Raw genomic sequence first — 18,832 nt, forward strand, 5'->3', positions numbered from 1 at the left:
TTCAACGAGATAAGCAAGTTAGCAGCTCGTTTTGCAACACAAACTATCTTATCAACTTCAGGCCGTTTCGTCAATAAGCAATTAGCGCAATATTTAGCTGAACAAAATTGCTATATTTACGCCGAAAAGTAAAGTTTTTAAGCTCAATTCATCTGTCGAATAGTATATTTCGTAAAGTAGCAGTTATTTTAGCGAACGATCAACTAACCAACACCGCTATTTTCTGAAAAAGCTGCTCAAATTTTTTTAGAAAAATAACTAAATTCGCGATAATTATTGGTGCTATTCCTTTATAAAGCTACAAAAAAGACCGAGATGGCAGTTATTTAGGCCGAAATCTGGTTGCCGAAACGTATTCTCAAAAAGCAATCAGTTCCGCCTAACACAAAAATAGCGAACAATTCTATCGCAGAATTGTTCGCTATTTTGGGTTAACGATCACCGGATTTTGTCAAACACCCTTTAATAACGTTATTTAGCTGGTGCAGGAATGACAGTGACCCCATTCATGTATGGCACTAATACTTCTGGAATCGTAACTGAACCATCTTCGTTTTGGTAGTTTTCCAAAATGGCGGCAACAGTCCGACCAACAGCTAGGCCAGAACCATTTAAAGTATGCAGGTATTGTACTTTACCATTGGCATCACGGTAACGGATTTGGGCCCGACGCGCTTGAAAGTCAGTACAGTTCGAACAACTTGAAATTTCACGATAAGTATTTTGAGCAGGAATCCAAACTTCCAAGTCAAAAGTTTCAGCCGATGAGAAGCTAGCATCCCCAGATGACAAGGCGATGACATGGTAAGGTAAGTTTAACTTACGCAAAATATCCTCAGCATTGTCTGTTAACTTGTCTAACTCTTTATAGGAATCTTCTGGTTTAACATACTTCACCATTTCAACCTTATTGAATTGATGGAGCCGGATCAATCCCCGAGTATCACGTCCAGCACTGCCAGCTTCAGAACGGAAGCATGGTGTCAGTGCCGTTAAATAAACAGGTAGTTGCGATTCATCAAGGATTTCGTGGCTATAGTAATTTGTTAATGGCACTTCAGCAGTAGGAATCAGTGTTAATGGTTCCCCTTCATTAATCATTGTATAAACGTCTTCAGTAAACTTCGGAAATTGGCCGGTCCCAAACATGGCATCATTGTTCACCAAATATGGTGGCAAGACTTCCTCATAACCTTCTTTAGCATGTTCATCCAGCATGAAGTTATAAAGTGCCCGTTCAAGCTTAGCGCCTAGTCCTTTATAGTAGACAAAACGAGTCCCGGCGACTTTTGCACCACGCTCAAAATCCAAAATACCAAGATTTTCACCAATTTCCCAATGAGCTTTGGGTTCAAAGTCAAACTTACGCGGTGTCGACCATTTCCGCAATTCTTGATTGTAGTCCTCATTAGGACCAACTGGCACATTATCGGCAGGAATATTAGGTAACCGCACTAGAATATGTTCAACTTTCTCATCTAAGTCAGCTACTTCTTGATCTAACGCCTTAATTTGACTACCAACTTCACGCATAGCCTTGATTTGCTCGCTGGCATCACCCTTAGCACGTTTAACTGCGGCGATTTGGTCAGAAACATCATTACGATGAGCCTTTAAATCCTCAACTGCCACAATCTTTTCACGACGCTCAGCATCAAAAGCTAACAATTCATCAATTTGTTCAGCCGTAACCTTCCGTGAAGCTAACTTCTCTTTGATCCAATCAGGACGTTGACGAATTAACTTTAAATCTAACATAGAATAGCACTCCTTTTTATAAGATATAAAAAAACCAGTTCAATCCCATAAAGGGACGAACTGGTTTATTCGCGGTACCACCCAAATTCAAGCAAATGCTTGCACTCAACTGATTAACGACTAGGCCGTGCGGTTTATATCGCCGCCCACTATAGAGAACCGGAATTAACTGCCCGACAATTCACACCAACCATTGCCTCTCTGACCGCAGTCGAAAAATTCTCTCAACGTGTTTACTATTTACCTTAAATTTACCATCTTTTTCATAAAAATCAAGCACAAATTACAAGAGTGTGAGGGGCAACGCACTTTTGGCGTAGCCTAACTTCGATTATTTGCTTGAGCTGGTGCCAACCAGATCGTGTGAATATTTGAATTGTACCTAGCCATTTACCAGCCCGAACACGTCTCAACAAGAGTGTGAGGGGTGCCGTACTTTTGGCGTAGGCTAATTTCAAATAATTACTTGAGCTGCACCAGCAGATCGAGGAATTATTTAAATTAACCATAGCCATTTGGCACCCCGAACACGTTTTAGTAGAGTGCGAGGAGCTCGTAAAATAACTTCAAATATTTCAATGTGCGGTGTCAACCGATCATTGAAATATTTGAGTTAGCCATAGCAGCCTGCAGTCTCTGCAGAAATCAAAACACTTCTAGCCTAGCTTGCAAACAAAAGTAGCAATCCCTTTAGTTAAGTCTTGGTTGTTAGCAACAAAGCCGCATTCTTCAAACAATTTAATCACTCGTTGGCCATCATCACCACCATCAAATGATGACAACGAGGCATCAATCGTTTTGACTTCCAGACGTTGGGCCAGTTTAATCAAAGCTTGCAGTGATAGTTTTGCTAAGCCATGGTTCTGATAATCAAAAAAGGCTAATTTTGAAGCCGCACCTAAAGTCTCTAGCACAGCAATATGGATCTGTTTTTGCCAACCGTCATAATCAAATAACAGCTGATTCTGAAAATCTGTCCGCGGCCGCCCTTGAGAATCAGTATTCATCCAAGGTGTGTAAACAAAAATTGAATTTGTTTTCGCCATTCGCTGATCGTAATGAAAATCGGTGTAAACAATGTATTGTTGAATTTGTTGCCCTACTAAAGGGACTTCACTATTAGCGCTACGTAAGACTTTCAATTCAGAGCTTTCATTGAGCATTTGCATCCGCTGCTGAAAGGGATCGTTAACTGTCATCCAATCACTCCATATTTTTTCTCTCACAAGCTAGTATATCATAGACAAACTAGTTATTGCAGCGCTATTTATTACGGAAACGCTGCCAATCTGATACCGTCAATAAATAATATTTTTCCACGGTTTGCTCAAAAAAATAAAAGGGCAATGTAACTTCATAACGATATTGAAAACCCATTTTCTGCAAAAAAATTGCCGAGGGTTGATTATTTTCATAATGACCAGCCCAAATTTCTCGTAATTGCAAGCGTGGAAAAGCATCATCCAACAGTGCCGTCACTGCTTCAGTCATATAACCTTGGCCCCACGCCGACTGCAACAATAAAAAACCTAGCTCGCGTGTCGCATAGAGTTCACTTTGCGGGTCAACACTGCGTTCGCTAAGCTCAATTAGGCCAATTTTTTCATGAGTTGCTTGCGTTATAATGAGATAGCTCTCTGTTCGCCGCTGATAAACATTCAGTATTTGCTGGCCTTGCGCTTCACTTTGAATTTTTGCAAAACCAGCTGTTTGATGATAAAGTGGCGTTGTTCCCAATGTTTCAATGAAAGCTAAATCTGTTTCATTGAAGCGCCGTAATAGCAGTCGTGATGTTGTTAACGTCATAAGTTCAACCTCGATATTTATCCTAAGATAGCACCAATTGCTGGCCGTTCAACGAGCTCATCTGCCTGCCAGCTTGGCCTATTGATTTTATTCTACTATAATCAGCGCCAATCAGCTTAAAGGAGTGTCTGAATTGTTAAAAAAAGAAATCGTCTTACCATTAGCACCTCATCAGGATGGGAAACCGATTAAAATGACTGGTTTCATTCATGAACCTGGTCCTTATTTGCCTGAGCAAAAATGGCCGGGACTTTTATTTATTCCTGGTGGTAGCTTGACTCACATTGAACCAGACATTGCCACTAATATCTGCTTATTCTTCTATAGTCGTGGTTTCAATGCCTTTTACATGGATTATCATTTTCTTGCTGATCAAGCGCCACTAATGCCCCAGCCAATAATTGACTTGGCAACTGGTTTAGCTTGGCTACATACTCATGCCACAGAATATTATTTAGACGATCAAAGAATCACCTTGATGGGCTTTTCAATCGGTGGCTTATTGGCAAGTCTGCTCGCTGACCTACCAGAAAATTCAGAATTTTTAGCTACTCATCGGTTGCAAAATTTGCCACTATCAAGTCAAGCCTTGATTCTCGGTTACCCTGTTACTGACTTGACTGCTGGTTGGCCACATACTGCAGCTGAGTTGCCGCCAATTACCACCCAGCCCAATGATTATCGCGCAAGTAAGTGGTTGACGGCCAGTCACTGTCCGACTTTTGTCTGGAACACTGCCACTGATCACGCTGTTCCTGCTAGCAACTCGCTTAATTATGTTGCGGCTTTACAGCAACTTAGCATCCCCGTTGAATACCATCTTTTCCATCAGGGGCCTCACGGGATGGCCTTGGCTGATCAGCAGACTGCTCGCAAAGCAGCCCAAATTGATGTCCATGTTGCTCATTGGCAGACTTTAGTAACGGAGTGGTTAGACGAAGTTTTGGCAATACCAGCGCCATTTAACGACTGACATTAATCTAAGTGACGATTGAAATCGAACAATCGTGCGAAACTTTATAACACACTAAATCCAAATCATCAGACCAAAAAAGCCTGAGTAACAAGTGCTCTTGATAGCAATCAGAGACTGTTACTTAGGCTTTTTCAGTAATTCTGCCTGTTTTTTTAGTTTAGTTTGGTGTCATTTTGTTTGTTACGACGTTGGAACAATCTTAGCTTCTTTGCCAATCACTTTGTTACTCAATCGCCAATCAGCGGCAACATCGTTTTCCCACCAACTGGCCATGACAGTAGTATTATTTATTAAGCGGTTAAAAACTTAAGCTTGACTTCTGACCTAATGCGATGATTATTTCAATAATTGCATCAACCATTGACCACCATATAGTAGGGCATAACTGTAGGCAGCAATCGTGAATGGTTTCAAGAGGATAATGATCAACGAGAATTTTTTCCAAGACATATTGGTCAAACCAGCTAGCATAACTAGAATATCGTCAGGCGCCACCGGTAAGAAAATTGCCAGCGCGAAAAACCAGTTAAAAGCTTTCTGATTTTTCGTTTTACCAATGTAGCGGTCATAGGCTTTCTGGGGAACAACGTGAAGAATGAAGTCTTGCCCATATCGACGTGCCAGGAAAAAGGCCGCGAAAGAACCAATGGCAATGCCCACGTAATTATAAATAAAACCTTGGACTGGTCCAAAAAGTAACACACCAACAACGGTACTGATTCCGCCTGGAATAATCGGAATTACAACTTGAATAATCTGAATAAGCACAAATAGAAATGGTCCGGCAATCTGTCGCTGTTGAATATAAGTGTGCAGCACTTGCTGATTCTGAAACAGGCCCAATTGCCACCAATAAATAGTTAACGCAATAATACCTGCTAATGACAGGGCTGTAGTCGTATTGATCAACCGACGACTCGTTTGTGTACTCATGTTAGCTCCTCCTAAATAAGCAACCACAAATCAGTAATAATTATTGTAAGTCGATTATAGCAAGCATGGTGGTAAAGTGCATTATTTTTACCTAACGTTAAGCAAACAATTTTGTCACGTTAATTTCAAAAAAGACCCATCATCGTCAAAATAGCTGAACGATGATGCGTCTTTTTAAATTTCAATACTTTTCAAAATTGACATTTCTAAAATCGGTTGACTCACTTAACTGCTAACAACAGCGTCATCAGCCAGTGCGATAAAATCAGCTTTCATGATTAGTTCAGTAGCAAGTAGTTCCAGAAATTAATCTACTTTAATTTCTGGATTCCAATCTAGGAAGTTCTTAACAGCACCAATTAAATTCGCATCATTAGAGAAGCGACTAACTTGAATATCAACAACAGGTTCTGGTAAATCAGCCCACTTTAATAAGTTGCTGACCCGCTCTGTGAGAATAGTTGGTAAATCTTGGCGCGCTGAAACACCACCAGCTAGAATAATCCGTTCAGGGTTGAAACTACTGATTAAATTAAACAGGGCAATCGCATTGTAATGGTAGAATTTATCAAGTTCAACTTGAGCCAACACGTCACCTGCCGCCGCCAAGTCAAAGACTTCTTTACCTGTAACAGGTGCTTTTTGACTTTGTTCATTGTAACGAGCAGCCATCCGCACTACCGTACCAACAGTACTCCAAGTTAATTCGGGACCAACTTTCATAAAGCCGAACTCACCGCCGACTAAGTTCTTTCCCCGAACTAATTCATGATTCATAATAACTGAACCACCGACACCAGTTCCCAATGCAATCACCAATGCACTATCAACATCCCGGGCGCTACCTTGCCATAGTTCCGCTAAAGCCGCACTATTGGCATCATTTTCCATGGCAATTGGCAATTGATCAAACATCTCTGAAAAAGCCGTTTTAATTGGAAAGCGATGAATGTAAGGAATAGCACTCTTACCGCGAATTTCACCTTTTTCATTATCAACAACACCGGGCAATGAGAAGGCAACACCTTGCACTTCACCAGCAGTTGGCTTTAAAGCGTCATAAGTTGATTTTAAGTTGGCTTGCATTTCTGGCCAAGTCTTTGGCGTAACAAAAGAACCATGTTGGCTTAATTTATTTTTGGCCCAAACGCCATATTTTACACTAGTACCACCGAAATCAAATACAATAACTGACATGTTCTGCCTCCAAATAGAAATTACGAATGTCTATACATTTAATTTTACCATGAATGTAATCGGATTGTTAGCGGTTAATTAACGGAATTATTGCAAAACTAATCAATCAGTCATTGCGGATCCGTCACAGTATTACTGATTTGCCAAGTGATAACGTTATGGTAGGTGGCACCGGCGGTTAAGGCAGCACGCTCAGCATTATTAAGTGTAAGCACAACCGCAGTCGTACTCAACTCATTTGTTGCAAACTTACTGGTCGAATTACTAACAATTGTTAAATTATCAGTTGTTAAGCTAAAACTTTGCAATGGAAATGTCAGTACTAAGTTGCCTGAAAAGCGGTCATTTGCCGTTGTGGTCCAATCAGAAATTGAAGCAGTTACTTGGGTATTCGGTGGCAAAGAATAACTCAACTCCAATGATGTTGTACTACTAGTTCGACCAACATCCAAGTCCAACGGCATAAATGCAAGTGCTGTTGAAACATTGATTGAGCTAACCTCACCATCAAAGCTACCGCCAGCTACTTCTTTTAACTGGTCTAATAAGTCGGGGTCTAAGTCATCATGAGTCCGAGCAATAATATTAGCCGCTTCTTTACTAACTAACCCTTCACTTAGTAACTTACGAATTGAGTCCTCATTCAACTGTGGTGCTAAGTTCTCAACTAATTTTTTATTTGGGGGATCACCCAATTTAAGTGCCTGATCAATTAGCGTATTCACCCCATTATTACTTAGTGTAATTGTACTAGGACTACTATTCATTAAATCAATCAAATTACGAATTGTATTACCATCCTTGCTCAACTCGCTATCACTCATATCGGCTGACCCACCATTGCCGGCCACACTACGTAAGGCGTTTAATAAATCGCCAAAAACTTGTTGGACATTATTTCCGGATAGATCAAGTGTAGTGACAGTAGACAACATGTCACCTAGAGAATTGTTCCAACTCAATTCAGTCATATTATTATTAGACAAATCCAACTTGGTGATTTTCTGACTACTAGTTGTACTAAACAGTGTACTCGCCAACGGATACGCATTTAAATTAGTTAAATTATTATGACCCAGTTTAAGTTCAACCAACGCAGTTGAATGATTGGTCTGAAACAAAGACATCATAAATTGGGCTGTATTACTGTCAGTGATTTCTGAAGTAACCCCAGTTAAATCGACAATCTTTGCACTCCGAGCACTGGCAAGAATCTGCATTAAAAAGTTAAAGCCATAATGATGGGTAGCACCATCAATTGAAATTGTTTTAGTTGCTAATGAGCCAGCAGTACCAGTTACTAAACCATCTTGGTCATTGTTGGCCTTAAAGGCGCCATCAACAATACTATAACCATTAGCCGTATCTTCATTTCCAACCAATGTTTTAACCCAATCGGCTACTGCATCAGCCGGTTTCGAAACATAGTTACCATTTGCTTGCTTAGTTCGCTGCGCCAAACTAATAGTTGTTAACTGCTCAATATCAGCTATCGTAAAATTACTGATTGTCTTTCCTGCAGCGGCTGGCGTTTGCCCATCACTTTGCAGACTATTGTCGAGTAACACCTGAATAACTTCTGAAGGAATATTATAGTCAGCTACTAAATTATCACTGTAGGCAGTAGTTGCCGCGCTAACTTTACGGTTACTTAGAAAGGAGGTCAGCAAACTACTAACCGCCAAAATAATTACCATAACGGAAAACGTACTTATTATTTTTAATTTGGGTAATAATTTAACTGACCATTTCATCTAATCACCTGCTTTAGTCGGCTACTTAGTTTGCTGTTTTCTATTACGAACGATATAAATCAGTAAACCAATAATAATTAGCAATGATGCAATAATCGCACCAACGACCGCATAAATTACCCAGTGACAACCACTTGATTAACCGATTTCTGACGATACTGATAACGCTGCTGATTGCCAGCAAGATATCCAGCTCGCTTTGCCTTAACATAATAAGCAGTCGTCACAACTTGATAGGTCCCCGTTGGTATTTTTTCTGGCAAGTTTAATCGATAATCAAAATGCGAATTAGGCGCCATTTGCATCTTAGAAGTAGACTTTCGATAAACTTTTTTGGTGTTTAAATTTGTCACAACTTGTTCAACTCGTAATTGATTAACAAAAGTTACACTGGGGTTATTAAGACGTGTTTTCAACTGATTATGATAATCGATTTGAACAAGCTTACTGCTAGCTAATTGCAACTTTGGCAACCAAGTTTTATCTTCATTGCGTGCAATTACTGGTACGGCATAACTAAAACGATTGGTAATCCCAATCTGTCCTTTTTTCACCTTGGCTGCAGCCGTGATTGGCTCCAAGACTAGCCCACCTGCAATAATGCCATCATAATTAGATGCCGGCATTCTCAACTGTGCTTCATAAATTGTCGTACTGTTTGCTGGCAGAGTTAATTGTTGGTCCCCACTAATCAATTGATTAGCATCATAGGTCAGGGTATGATCACGGGTTTGTTTCATATTGTAATCAAGTTGACCATTATTATTTGTTTGCAGTGTTACAAATTTTACCCGAATTTTAACCGGTTGTGTCGTAATATTCTTTACCTTTAATTGCAGTTTTGTTTGCGAATTTGCTGGGGCAATAATATCAAAATAGGCCTCATCAGGTTCACGTTGATTGCTTGGAAGAACTGGCATGACTTGAAAAGGTAAGCCAGCCGCTTGAATAGTCTGTGGTCTGAAAAAAAAGCTACCGATGAGCAGTAATAGCAATGCCATCAATAGCTTTTTTAATTGATTCTCTTTGTCCATTAGCATTTACTTTTGCTCAGAATCAACAGTTGCTTTTAATTGCCAATTAATTTGATTAGTGTATGTGCCAGCTTTTAAAAGCGTATTTGCTGTTGTTTCCAAACTAATACTTTGTTCTGCCAAATCTGTATAACCTTCAGCACCAGTGGCATAATCAACCGCAGCAGTACCGATAGTTGTGGTACCATTAGCTTTCACCTCAGCACCATCTAAAACTTTCGCGCCCGCTGCTGTGCCACCATCGCCAGCTTGCCATTTACCAAGAGTAGCCGTTAACGTCCACGCGTCACTAGCATCTGACACACCTTGAAAGTCATCAACACTGGCCGTCAAATTACTATCGCCTTTAGTCGACAGGTTATTAGTAAACGCATCAACAACATTAATCGTACCAAAGTTGATTGAGTCTTTGACATTGTATAAGCTCATTGTTCCACCATTGACCTTAACAGTTGTATCAGTACTTGCCGTTAACTGCGTGTTATCCGTTGAATCAGCCGTTGTTGGATTGGGCGTTGCGGTTGAAGCTTGTACCACCCCAGCATTGCTAACCACGCCCAGTGCCACCAAACCAACCACCAAGCTTGTTAATAAAGTGCTACTTTTCTTCATGATTTCGATCTCCTTTATATGTATTCACGATTCAATTTGAATATTAATATTCAATAAGCTAAAGGATATTGTAGCATCTTTAATTTTAAATCCGGCATTTATAATAACAATACGTCTTTACTATAGTTTCGATAATTATTTATTATTGATTGTGTATTGTCATCAAACCGATTTTATATCAATTATTCCAAGACTGCGGGACGTTATTAGGCTATGATTTATCAACCTTAGGCGATGCTTTGTATGGTAATTTACGGCCGTTGTGCAATCAGATAACGCTCGGCAGTTATTCATTTATGAATAACACGATCATGTCACAAGTTAAGTTTTACTGAGCGCAATCTAGTTGTTTAAAAATGAAATTGATTTTTAATGAACAATTATAAAATTAATAATTCCTGAAACTTATTATCATCATGCTATTTACATATCAACTAGCTAAGTATCCTAGTCCCATTTCATTGCACCCCTACCTGCTTTGCCGTACAATTAAAGCAAAGTGAATTGGTGATGACGTTCGCCGTAAACAATTGCTCGACAATTTGATGACGTCTACTGTTTAGGTTATTTAACCTGCTCAGTAGGCGTTTTTGTTTTAAGGGGGAGAATTATCATGAGTCAAAAGGTTAAATTCAAAGAGCCAGACGGCCTAACAACCGCCGAAGTCACAAAACAATTTCAAGCAGACGGGCCTAACGATGTGGCCGAACCAGCGTTTAACTTTCGCCACGCCATTATTCGCCGGCTCTGGGAACCATCGGCTTGGATTCTAGAAGCGGCCTTAATTCTGGAATTAATTCTAGGCAAACAAATTCAAGCCGGTTTCATTCTTTTACTACTATTATTTGCAGCCGTTGACGGCGCCATTCAGGAGCGCCGCGCGAGCAGCGTCTTGCATTCACTCTCGCACAAATTAACACCATCAGTTTCAGTTAAACGAGACCAAAAATGGCAAAAGCTGACAGCGCCAGAATTAGTCGTTGGTGATTTAATCAGTCTTAAACGCGGCGACATTATCCCCGCTGACGTTCAATTATTGAATCAGGATTTAGAAATCGACGAGAGCTCAATTACTGGTGAGTCTAAAGCCATGGCGCGTCAGCCCAGTGAGTCAGCCTTCGCTGGTACCACTGTTCTTAATGGTGATGGCTTAGCCACAGTAACCGCCACTGGTAAGAATAGCCGTTCCGGTAAGACCATTAGCTTGATCAATCATTCTCGTCGCCAAGGTCACTTACAAATCCTGCTTGGCAAAATTATCAGTTACTTGGCCATTCTTGACTCAGTCTTAGCAGTCATTTTAATCATTGCTTCGTTAATTCGTGGCGAAAACATTATTCAGATGTTGCCATTCCTGGCCATGCTGTTTATTGCCACGATTCCGATTGCCATGCCCTCTAGCTTTGCCGTGACTAACTCCGTTGAAGCAAATGTCTTAAGCAAGCAGCAAATTCTTGTCAGTGATTTAGTTGGCATCCAAGAAGCAGCCAACTTGAACCTGTTGCTGGTTGATAAAACTGGCACCATTACTGCCAACAAATCAGCCGTGATCGCCTACCACAATTTTTCAAGTTATGCTGATAATGTGCTGCTGCAATACGCTTTAAGTGCCACCGATCAGCGTAACCCCAGCGTGGTTGACCGCGCAATTATTCAATATGGTCAAAAGCAACAACAAACAGCAACAGTTGCTGATCAATTTGTCCCGTTTGATGCTGGGGTTGGCTATTCCGAAAGTCATTTGACAGTAGAGCAACAGCCACTTGATCTTAAGTTAGGTTCATTCAAGCGGCTGAGTTTATTAGCCAAAACGCCAATTAAGTTACCTGAGCAAATCGATTTTAGTCAAGGGCGTTCTGTTGCCATCTTAGTTAACAATGAATTCGCGGGCTTGTTTATTCTCCAAGATCCACCACGCGCCGATAGTGCTGCGGCCATTCAGGAAATTCAACGACGTGGCGTTAAAGTCATCATGTTAACTGGTGATAATCAAAAGACAGCCGCCGCCATCGCTCCGCAAGTTGGTCTGAACGGAAAAGTTATTTCTTTTCATGGTCTTACTAGTTTAGGTAATATTCAAGAAATCTCTGGAATTGCTGATGTGGTTCCTGAAGACAAGTTGGCGATTGCCAAAGAATTACAAAAACAAGGTTATATTATTGGCATGACTGGCGATGGTGTTAATGATGCGCCGGCTTTGAAGCAAGCCGACGTGGGCATCGCCGTTGAAAACGCCGTCGATTTAGCCAAGCGCTCTGCTAGTATGGTGTTGTTAACTGAAGGTCTCAAGCCTGTCATTGAAATTCTTGACAGTGGTCACCGCGTTTATCAACGGATGATGACCTGGACGATCACCAAGTTATCACGGACTGCCGAATTAACGATGCTGCCAGTCTTAGGCTATTTATTCCTCAGCTATATTCCCTTAACCTTGAACGCGATGGTGTTAGTGGCGATTTTAAATGATTTAGTCACTTTGGTTTTAGGCACCGACAATACCACCATCAGCTATCGGCCAGAAAAATGGCACCTCGCGCGCTTGAGTAAGTCAGCTAGTGTATTAGCAGTTGGCTGAACTGCCGTTGGTTTCGCGATTTTATTCTGGTTACGTCAGCAAGGCTTACCCATGGGCCAAGTCAGCACCGCCTTGTATTGCTATTTGATTTTCAGTGCGATGATGACCATCTTCATGACTCGGACCAAGAAATTCTTCTGGCAAAGTAAACCAAGCAACGCCGTGATTACAGCCACTGCCACCAATACTGTTTTAAGTATTATTCTAGCTTTAGCCGGCTGGGGCGTCACCGCGATTTCAATCAGCTTACTATTAGAAGTTATTGGCATCACTTTGGTAACAGCTTTAGTACTGGCCTTATTGCAAAAAGCTTTCCAACAGAATTAACTCATTTAGCAAATAGTAAAAAGCACGTCGACTTCAATTCAAAAGTCAGCGTACTTTTTACTATCAAAATTATTTTGTAAATTTTCAACTACAAACTATTACACGAATCATTGCGAAATTCGCCGAGTATTCAAGAGACGGAAACGATAATGTTCCGTTACCGTCAGTTTTTGATTCACTAACACCGTTTGTAATCGTTGGCGCGTCGTTACCATTTTGTCAGTGGTCATTCCTGGATAGGTGGCCAAATAATCGGTAGCTTCCCTAGCAGTTAAACTTTCCGACGTTGAAAAGTTGAAATCATGCGCCTGCCACGCCGTAAAGTCCGACAAATGCTGATCTTGATAGGCGGTCAGCAGGTCTTGATCAGCTTCAGGACGTTCCGGTGGCAAGTCCAAATCATGAAACAGCGGCGTGAAAAAGTCATCGCGAACACTGACCAGTCTAAAAATCAAAAACTGCGCCGTCGTCAATTGACTGATGGCCGCCAAATCTGCTGGTTGCACAGCTGGTAGCATACTCATAAAAACGACCGAAAATTTTTGCCCGCTTTGGACTAACGCTTGCCAACTAGTTTGCCGAAAAGTTAGCCGTTCTGGTTGTGCCAATTCTAACCGGCGTTGTTGCAGAATGGCTAACATTGCTGCTGAAAAGTCTGCAACTTCAACTTGAACACCTAGCTTGGCTAAGGGTACCGCAAACCGTCCCGTGCCACCACCTAAATCCAGTAGTTGCTGCTGATGGCGCGGCAATAAATGTTGTTTTTGTAAATAGGCGATCACTGCTGACACATACGGCACTTGGCTCGCCTGCTCACCAGCATAATAGTCAGCTGCGAAATCATCCCAATCTTGCTGAGCCTCGATTAATCTATCCATTGCTTTCCCTTCAAATCCCTTACTAAACTTACTGTCATCTTAACAAAAATAATTTCCTAATGCGCGCTAAACCATCGTCAATGATTCAAACAATTGAATTAAGACCACATCAGCCACTTGCTCCCCGCAGATACCTTAAAAATAATTGACAAGCCTACAATTTTTCGGTAACCTATATCTTGTGCAATAAAACAAGTGCCACTTTAGCTCAGCAGGTAGAGCACCACCATGGTAAGGTGGGGGTCGCCGGTTCAAATCCGGCAAGTGGCTTTGATAGCTCTTTGTCTTGAGTTGATAACCGTCAATGCTGATTTAATAGCATTGACGGTTTTTGTTTGTTTTTGAAACTTGCGTGAACATTTGACTAATAATCGCGGTTAAACCCATCAGCCAAAAATAAAAAAGCACCTTCGATCCCGTCAGACAAACTCTTTTCGGAGTCTTATCTGACCACTAAAGATGCTCTTCCATTCAAAAAAAACTTACATCAGACTATCCCAAGCTGGTAACAACACTGGTTCACTGTCAGCAGCGGCAATTTCTTCGTCGGTCAAATACTGGCGTTGCACGACAACTTCATAAGTATAGTCCTCAAACCAATCATCGCTCATGACGAAGTAACCATCAAGGCCATTTTTGACGCCCCAGCTATTTTCAACTTTCCATTTAGAGGGCGTATCATTAATTAAATCCACACCAGTTAAAGTCATTGCGTGTGTGACTTCAGCTTCACCTAAGCGGAACCGATCGGCCTTATTCAAACTTAAGTCAACGCCAAACAGCGCATCTTTTTGATAAAGTTGTGGATCCAGTAAGCCTTCCTTGCGATTCATTTGCTTACCAACATCATTGCCGAACCAAACAGTTTCACCTGCTTTCAATTGGGCAATTGCCGCCCGCCGCAAACTAGCCATTGGCATATTCGTGAAAACAATTGGTAAGCCACCGACCACATTTTCTTCAGAAGCTAATCGATAAGCCTGATTATAGGCTTTGTCAGGTGCGTTTGTTAAAACAACGTAATCATTTAGCTTCATTTTGAAGTACTTTTCAAAAAAGGCTACTGGTGTCAAATCTTGGTCCAAATGATATTTCTGATTATCATCACGATATTCTAAGTCAAACTGCACTGGTGGCTCACCCACCGCAATTGCTGTCATCCGATACACTTCTTGGAGCATCTTTTGGCGCTGAGCCGTAATTTCACCAGCCGTCGCCTCATTATTTTTCAACTCGCGTAATACTAGCGCATCACGACGCAACTTCAGATTCAATGCTTCCGCAAAACCAGCGGTGGCGTCTGTGTTAAATGTTTCTGGCATTGCTTCCTTAGGGACGACCCCATACTTGGCGACTAGACTAGCGGCCATGGCCCATTGGCCACCATCATCACCAGGCATGCTTAAATAGAAAGCCACCTCGCGATCATCAGTGGGACGATCGGCAGTACGGAGAATATTGTCATAATAAATATTAGCTCGTTCAATTTTATCCCAGAAATAAAGATAAGCTTGTGATAATTCAAAATCCTTCACTTGATAATCAACTGCAAATTGATGCCGCAACGTATTCAGTAAGGAGAATAACCAACAACGCCCACTTTGCTTTTGATTACTTACTTTTCCAGTGGGGACTTCAACTGAAAAAGTATGATTCAACTTCGCCGCAATTTCTGGATTATAACTTGCTTCCAAAACACCATTCCGCATCGTTGCATGCTGAATTGGTTTAACATGCTGATCGTTATCAAATTCATCACGAAAAGCAGCTAACTGTGCTTGTGTTAATTCATGTGCCATATCAAGACTTCCTCTACATTGTTATGACAAGCATTATAACACAATCACCTCACCGTGATTGATCGCCGACTTAACCAAACTCACACACTACTGAAAAATAACAAAAAACCTGACTGATAGCTCTACTATATGTAGAGATTATCAATCAGGTTCTGTTAGTTAGTCCAAGCTATTTTGACACAATTATTGCTCGTATGGTTTTTCATCCATCTTAGGCATTTGATGTTTCGTTGGCTTAGCCAAATCTTCCGCCTGATGCTCTTCAATTTGCTCTTGGACTGCCCGTTTTGACATGTACGTCAAATTAGGTTTATGCGCCTGACCAAGAATCAACGGTACCTTTTCGACAACCACATCGGCGAATTCTAGACCAAACCAAGAAGCTGGGTTACTGGTAATATTCTGTAAACCAACCCGTAATTGAATCATTGTTCGTTCATAAGACTTGATATGGGTTTGTGGTGAGATCACATCTTGTACAATCACGAAACTAAAGTCACCCACATCCCGGCCGACAATCGTCGTATATTTCTTAGGCTGAGGATCGATTTGGCCACGTTCAATCATTTCATGAACAATCGCCCGTAGGTAAACGTTGACCCGTTGCTCCCGCCGGAAACCAAGATAGAGCTGAACATTGATAACATTACGTGTGCCTAATGTATCGACTGTATATTCAGCAGTATATGGCTCATCCGTTACATTAACAGTAACAAACCAATAGGCTTTCGCCCGCTTTGGTCGTTTATCCAAAATCGAGTACATCATTTCTCGCTTAATACGATTTCCAGGCTTAACTTTAGCCATGTAGACCACATTGTCACTATAAATCGGTAATGACTCATCATTGCTTAAGCGGCTTAACTGGTCCTTATAATCATTCAAACTAACATAGGCAGACCGGAATTCTTCATGATCACGAACCCGATTACCGTTGTACCAAATATACATTGTTACTAAAATCAAACCAGCAATTATTGCCGTCACGTAACCACCATGGACAAACTTAACCAACGATGAAATCAAGAACATACTTTCAATCACACCGAAGAAAAAGACCATCGCCAAAGCAAAAATCTTTTTAACATTGATCTGGCAAAGATATTGATACAACAGCAAGGTCGTCATTAACATGGTGACTGTAATCGCCAAACCATAAGCTGCTTCCATATGTGATGACGTCTGGAAGTAGAAAATAATTGCAATACAGGCAATCCAAAGAATTTTATTAACTAAAGGAATATAAATCTGACCATGTTTTTCAGTTGGATAAATAATTTTCATTCTTGGGAAGAACTTCAAGCGCACCGCTTCTGAAACCAAAGTGTATGAACCGGTAATCAATGCTTGCGAGGCAATAATTGCGGCTAATGTTGCCAGCACAATCCCGACCAATCGCCATTCACCAGGCAACATCTCGAAGAAATGATTGAACGTCGCATCATTTAAATATTTCGCATTATCGGCATTCTGCATCACCCAAACGCCTTGACCTAAGTAATTCAGCATTAAACTCGTAAATACGAAAGGCCAACTGCCAAGAATATTAATCCGACCAACATGCCCAACATCTGAATAAAGTGCCTCTGCACCAGTTGTTGCCAGGAACACACTACCTAAAATGAAGACACCGACATGATTATCCTTACTAAAGAACAACAAATCAATTGCATAATAAGGATTCAATGATTTTAAAATTGAAAAGTCGCCAGCCATATGCAAGAAACCGACAACGCCAAGGAACAGGAACCAGACAAACATGACTGGCCCAAAAGCACGCCCAATCACGCTAGTCCCAAAACGTTGAATCAGAAACAGAAACGACAAAATCACAATCGTAATAATAATTACTTGTTGTTGGGTATTAACCATTTCAAGGCCATGAAAATTAATCCCTTTCAGCCCTTCAATCGCCGTGGTTACCGTTACGGCAGGCGTCAACATACCATCAGCCAAAAGTGCCGCTCCACCAATCAAGGCAGGATAAATTAACCATTTTTTACGGCGCCGTACCAAGGCATACAGTGAGAAAATCCCACCTTCACCATGGTTAGTGGCCCGCAAGGCAATCAACACATATTTAATTGTCGTCAGTAACATCACCGTCCAGAAAATCAAGGAAATGCTACCAATAATCATCTCTCGAGAAGCGGTATTCAAGCCACCATTATCGCTAATAATTGTCTTCATAACGTATAGTGGTGAAGTCCCAATGTCACCATAAACAATGCCAATAGTGATCAGCAGGCCCGCCATCGACATGGTACTCCGCTTTTTTGCATTTAAACGCATGTAACTCTCTCCTCCAGGTAAAATGTGAAGTGTTAATTCGTTCGATTGCTTAACCCTCCGCCATTAAAAAAAGCCTATCTTATCAAGTGCCACGTCACATCATCTTTACTGAAAGATTCAGGTCAAGCCAGCACCTACAAAACTAAGCCAATGCCGCTACTTTACAAGACTATTGAATAACTGTCAATAGGAAAGATAAGAAAAACTTAAAATTTAATCTAAGGACCTGGCCACAACAATATCTTGCGGTTAAAGCTATCTTAGCATACTTAATCACTGATTCATAAGTTGTCGCTGTTTTGGTATCAAAAATTGCTTTAAGTGTTAAAACAGAGCCGGTTTTAACGCCATTCTGGACCGTGGAATTGATTTAAGTCAACTACAAACCCAAGTCCACAGACGTTAAAACCTAGTGAAGGTGTTAAAACAGAATTGGTTCTGACTGCATTCCGGGCTGCGGGTTGTGGAACGCGGCCGGGATTGATTTGAGCTTATTGCTACGCAACAATCTCAAATACAACCCTTTGTCTAACTGCTAAAGCAGTAAGACAAATTTGGCTGCTACTCGCAAGCTCGGGCGCAAATAAAAACCATTGGCTGACAACCCGGTCCCTCCATTCCGTCTGGAGTTAAGTTAGTGACTTTCACTGTTACAAGTGTTTGAGGCAGTGCTAGTGGGACTGCTCAATTTAGTTCACTTGGCAGTAATAATAGAATATTAGGACAAAAGTAGCCTGTGTGATGTCTTTCGATTTTATCTCGAAAGATTGTCACACAGGCTTTATTGTATACTGCAATCCGATTTTCTAATTAGTGGTGCTCAATTCTGTTAGTTTCATCTGGTGGTTGCTGGGCGATTGGCGTCAGGTAAGGGGGTTTCTTTGCGTACGA

13 protein-coding genes, 1 tRNA gene, 1 pseudogene and 1 riboswitch are annotated in these 18,832 nt (G+C 41.1%); of the genes and pseudogenes, 4 read left to right on the top strand and 11 right to left on the bottom strand.

Annotated elements, in window-relative coordinates; all coding sequences use genetic code 11:
- Positions 1-471: 471 nt before the first annotated feature.
- The 3 genes from serS to EKM81_RS09675 form a co-directional block, all read right to left on the bottom strand.
- Positions 472-1,758 (bottom strand): serine--tRNA ligase, encoded by a 1,287-nt coding sequence (gene serS, locus EKM81_RS09665; RefSeq protein WP_125651173.1) that lies wholly within the window; start codon positions 1,756-1,758, stop codon positions 472-474.
- 656 nt (positions 1,759-2,414) lie between these two features.
- The gene (locus EKM81_RS09670; protein WP_125651175.1) at positions 2,415-2,957 is read right to left on the bottom strand and encodes a GNAT family protein; all 543 of its coding nucleotides are present in this window, start codon (positions 2,955-2,957) and stop codon (positions 2,415-2,417) included.
- A 64-nt stretch (positions 2,958-3,021) separates the two neighbouring features.
- Positions 3,022-3,564: a GNAT family N-acetyltransferase gene (locus EKM81_RS09675; protein ID WP_125651177.1), complete on the bottom strand. Its 543-nt coding sequence runs from the start codon at positions 3,562-3,564 to the stop codon at positions 3,022-3,024.
- Between the two features lie 133 nt (positions 3,565-3,697).
- On the opposite strand from EKM81_RS09675, the gene EKM81_RS09680 reads away from it, so the two are divergent.
- Positions 3,698-4,537: an alpha/beta hydrolase gene (locus tag EKM81_RS09680; RefSeq protein ID WP_125651179.1), complete on the top strand. Its 840-nt coding sequence runs from the start codon at positions 3,698-3,700 to the stop codon at positions 4,535-4,537.
- 339 nt (positions 4,538-4,876) lie between these two features.
- Here the strand turns inward: EKM81_RS09680 and EKM81_RS09685 are convergent, their stop codons facing one another.
- The 5 genes from EKM81_RS09685 to EKM81_RS09705 form a co-directional block, all read right to left on the bottom strand.
- Positions 4,877-5,473 carry a TVP38/TMEM64 family protein gene (locus EKM81_RS09685; RefSeq protein WP_125651181.1) on the bottom strand — a complete coding sequence of 199 codons (597 nt, stop codon included), beginning with the start codon at positions 5,471-5,473 and terminating at the stop codon, positions 4,877-4,879.
- A gap of 306 nt (positions 5,474-5,779) precedes the next feature.
- Positions 5,780-6,670 carry an ROK family protein gene (locus tag EKM81_RS09690; protein ID WP_125651183.1) on the bottom strand — a complete coding sequence of 297 codons (891 nt, stop codon included), beginning with the start codon at positions 6,668-6,670 and terminating at the stop codon, positions 5,780-5,782.
- 110 nt (positions 6,671-6,780) lie between these two features.
- Complete coding sequence (locus tag EKM81_RS09695; RefSeq protein WP_125651184.1) at positions 6,781-8,424, bottom strand: hypothetical protein; 1,644 nt, start codon at positions 8,422-8,424, stop codon at positions 6,781-6,783.
- A 116-nt stretch (positions 8,425-8,540) separates the two neighbouring features.
- A complete protein-coding gene (locus tag EKM81_RS09700) occupies positions 8,541-9,458 on the bottom strand; it encodes a DUF916 domain-containing protein (RefSeq protein WP_164509287.1) in 918 nt (305 codons plus the stop codon).
- Between the two features lie 6 nt (positions 9,459-9,464).
- Positions 9,465-10,070: a hypothetical protein gene (locus tag EKM81_RS09705; RefSeq protein ID WP_125651188.1), complete on the bottom strand. Its 606-nt coding sequence runs from the start codon at positions 10,068-10,070 to the stop codon at positions 9,465-9,467.
- 149 nt (positions 10,071-10,219) lie between these two features.
- Here EKM81_RS09705 and EKM81_RS11220 point away from each other — a divergent pair, with 149 nt between their 5' ends.
- A complete protein-coding gene (locus tag EKM81_RS11220; protein WP_164509288.1) occupies positions 10,220-10,405 on the top strand; it encodes a hypothetical protein in 186 nt (61 codons plus the stop codon).
- 162 nt (positions 10,406-10,567) lie between these two features.
- A riboswitch (Fluoride riboswitch) is annotated at positions 10,568-10,632 on the top strand.
- A gap of 51 nt (positions 10,633-10,683) precedes the next feature.
- Positions 10,684-12,972: pseudogene (locus EKM81_RS09710) on the top strand (HAD-IC family P-type ATPase).
- Positions 12,973-13,079: 107 nt separating this feature from the next.
- Here the strand turns inward: EKM81_RS09710 and EKM81_RS09715 are convergent.
- Positions 13,080-13,850 carry a class I SAM-dependent methyltransferase gene (locus tag EKM81_RS09715; RefSeq protein ID WP_125651190.1) on the bottom strand — a complete coding sequence of 257 codons (771 nt, stop codon included), beginning with the start codon at positions 13,848-13,850 and terminating at the stop codon, positions 13,080-13,082.
- Between the two features lie 197 nt (positions 13,851-14,047).
- Between EKM81_RS09715 and EKM81_RS09720 the strand changes: the two genes are divergently transcribed.
- A tRNA-Thr gene (locus tag EKM81_RS09720) sits at positions 14,048-14,120 on the top strand.
- Positions 14,121-14,332: 212 nt separating this feature from the next.
- Here the strand turns inward: EKM81_RS09720 and EKM81_RS09725 are convergent.
- Both EKM81_RS09725 and EKM81_RS09730 read right to left on the bottom strand, forming a co-directional pair.
- Positions 14,333-15,649, bottom strand: a complete 1,317-nt coding sequence (locus EKM81_RS09725; protein ID WP_125651192.1) for a C1 family peptidase — start codon at positions 15,647-15,649, stop codon at positions 14,333-14,335.
- 183 nt (positions 15,650-15,832) lie between these two features.
- Entirely contained in the window at positions 15,833-17,941 is a 2,109-nt protein-coding gene (locus tag EKM81_RS09730; RefSeq protein ID WP_125651194.1) for a KUP/HAK/KT family potassium transporter, read from the bottom strand.
- Positions 17,942-18,832 lie beyond the last annotated feature (891 nt).

The organism is Lapidilactobacillus gannanensis, assembly GCF_003946675.1.
GTDB classification, from domain to species: Bacteria; Bacillota; Bacilli; order Lactobacillales; family Lactobacillaceae; genus Lapidilactobacillus; species Lapidilactobacillus gannanensis.